This window comes from Streptomyces sp. NPDC051219 (genome assembly GCF_040682335.1).
GTDB lineage: Bacteria > Actinomycetota > Actinomycetes > Streptomycetales > Streptomycetaceae > Streptomyces.
Window position 1 is genome coordinate 1 of sequence record NZ_JBFBAS010000082.1, and the last position, 1,848, is coordinate 1,848.

Consider the following 1,848-nt stretch of genomic DNA (forward strand, 5'->3'; position numbering starts at 1 on the left):
GATGGGTAGGGGAGCGTCGTGTGCCGGGTGAAGCAGCCGCGGAAGCGAGTTGTGGACGGTTCACGAGTGAGAATGCAGGCATGAGTAGCGATACACACGTGAGAAACGTGTGCGCCGATTGACTAAGGGTTCCTGGGTCAAGCTGATCTGCCCAGGGTAAGTCGGGACCTAAGGCGAGGCCGACAGGCGTAGTCGATGGACAACCGGTTGATATTCCGGTACCCGCTTTGAAACGCCCAATACTGAATCAGGCGATGCTAAGTCCGTGAAGCCGGCCCGATCTCTTCGGAGTTGAGGGAAGTGGTGGAGCCGACGAACCAGACTTGTAGTAGGTAAGCGATGGGGTGACGCAGGAAGGTAGTCCAGCCCGGGCGGTGGTAGTCCCGGGGTAAGGGTGTAGCCCGAGAGGCAGGTAAATCCGTCTCTCATACAGGGTGAGACCCGATGCCGAGCCGATTGTGGCGAAGTGGATGATCCTATGCTGCCGAGAAAAGCCTCTAGCGAGTTTCATGGCGGCCCGTACCCTAAACCGACTCAGGTGGTCAGGTAGAGAATACCGAGGCGTTCGGGTGAACTATGGTTAAGGAACTCGGCAAAATGCCCCCGTAACTTCGGGAGAAGGGGGGCCATCACTGGTGAGAGGACTTGCTCCTCGAGCTGGGGGTGGCCGCAGAGACCAGCGAGAAGCGACTGTTTACTAAAAACACAGGTCCGTGCGAAGCCGTAAGGCGATGTATACGGACTGACGCCTGCCCGGTGCTGGAACGTTAAGGGGACCGGTTAGTCACGATTCGTCGTGGCGAAGCTGAGAACTTAAGCGCCAGTAAACGGCGGTGGTAACTATAACCATCCTAAGGTAGCGAAATTCCTTGTCGGGTAAGTTCCGACCTGCACGAATGGCGTAACGACTTCTCGACTGTCTCAACCATAGGCCCGGTGAAATTGCACTACGAGTAAAGATGCTCGTTTCGCGCAGCAGGACGGAAAGACCCCGGGACCTTTACTACAGTTTGATATTGGTGTTCGGTTCGGCTTGTGTAGGATAGGTGGGAGACTTTGAAGCAGCCACGCCAGTGGTTGTGGAGTCGCCGTTGAAATACCACTCTGGTCGTGCTGGATGTCTAACCTGGGTCCGTGATCCGGATCAGGGACAGTGTCTGATGGGTAGTTTAACTGGGGCGGTTGCCTCCTAAAATGTAACGGAGGCGCCCAAAGGTTCCCTCAGCCTGGTTGGCAATCAGGTGTTGAGTGTAAGTGCACAAGGGAGCTTGACTGTGAGACCGACGGGTCGAGCAGGGACGAAAGTCGGGACTAGTGATCCGGCGGTGGCTTGTGGAAGCGCCGTCGCTCAACGGATAAAAGGTACCCCGGGGATAACAGGCTGATCTTCCCCAAGAGTCCATATCGACGGGATGGTTTGGCACCTCGATGTCGGCTCGTCGCATCCTGGGGCTGGAGTCGGTCCCAAGGGTTGGGCTGTTCGCCCATTAAAGCGGTACGCGAGCTGGGTTTAGAACGTCGTGAGACAGTTCGGTCCCTATCCGCTGCGCGCGCAGGAGTCTTGAGAAGGGCTGTCCCTAGTACGAGAGGACCGGGACGGACGAACCTCTGGTGTGCCAGTTGTCCTGCCAAGGGCATGGCTGGTTGGCTACGTTCGGAAAGGATAACCGCTGAAAGCATCTAAGCGGGAAGCCTGCTTCGAGATGAGGACTCCCACCCCCTTCGAGGGGTTAAGGCTCCCAGTAGACGACTGGGTTGATAGGCCAGATGTGGAAGCCCGGTAACGGGTGGAGCTGACTGGTACTAATAGGCCGAGGGCTTGTCCTCAGTTGCTCGCGTCCACTGTGT

General features: G+C 57.1%; 1 rRNA gene. It reads left to right on the forward strand.

Annotation, left to right across the window (positions count from 1 at the left end):
- Positions 1-1,827, forward strand: a 23S ribosomal RNA gene (locus AB0M62_RS34785); the annotation flags it as partial.
- Positions 1,828-1,848: the final 21 nt, after the last annotated feature.